Annotated in this window: 1 protein-coding gene; it reads right to left on the bottom strand. The window is 24.4% G+C overall.

Translation table 11 applies throughout. The features are described from left to right. Nucleotides 1-455 precede the first annotated feature (455 nt). Nucleotides 456-779 carry a hypothetical protein gene (locus tag ACF91D_RS30635; RefSeq protein ID WP_392438516.1) on the bottom strand — a complete coding sequence of 108 codons (324 nt, stop codon included), beginning with the start codon at nt 777-779 and terminating at the stop codon, nt 456-458. Nucleotides 780-1,024: the final 245 nt, after the last annotated feature.

The following is a 1,024-nucleotide window of genomic DNA, read 5'->3' as shown; positions in this document are numbered from 1 at the left end:
CTTTATAACTGATTGAACTCTGGAAAAATATCACAAAAATAAGACATACAAGAAATAAAAGTAGTTTTTTAAGACTTATTTTTCGAATTTTAAAGAAATAAAATACACTAAACAAAGTAATACTGATAATTACTATAACGTATAAAAACCAATATATAGTATTTGCAATATCTAATGCTTTTACGTTCACATTAAAAAGTTTATACATTATTTTAATGGAGTAGGATATTGATACTAATAAGAAAGTATAAGTAATAATCAAAGTAACAATTGATAGTAATTTACGAGACAATATATATCGCCTCCTTTTTCTTCGCAATTATTATAATTCTCTATTTAAGTATATTTTATAATCATCTACTATTCAAGAATTTTTATAGTATTTTTTATTATTTTTGTCAAATGTAGATGTAGGAAAACCCATCAAAAATTAAAAATTTGATGGGTTTTTATCTCTATCTAGCTATTGGTTCAGATCCATTCGGCCTCATAAGCACACCAACTTTTGCTTTAAAACTTTCGTTTTCACTCAATGACTCATACTCATTTTTCTTCACAATAACTTTCTCTGGAAATAAATCTTTTTTAGTTTGAACTTTTATATAATGTTCTGAATTATCATTAAACATAAAGTCATGTGTCTTTTTATCTACAATTTTACCTGATATATATTCTTGCTTATCTTCGTTATCAAAAATTGTACTATATCCTTCTGGCGAATATATATCTTTAATTACATACACAGACACCAGTATAAAAATAAATATAATAAAAGCCATGCTTTTTATAATCCATTTTGATTTTAGAGCAAAAATTAAAAGTACTGTGCTAAGAATCATAATAATAACAGCTGCAGCAAAGAAAAACACATATGATACTTTTGCCATATTGCTTAAAGTTATAAAATTCCTTTGAGTAATTGAGATTATAAGTTTTATGTAAAAATATAGCGAAAAACAATAACTAACAAATAAGAGTAGTAAGCTTATTCGAGACAACATTTTACTATTCATTTATCATTACC

Source organism: Staphylococcus sp. 231237_7MaSpsaltlick (assembly GCF_043107035.1).
Note: the sequence above shows the minus strand (reverse complement) of the source record. Positions and strands in the feature narration are given on the sequence as shown.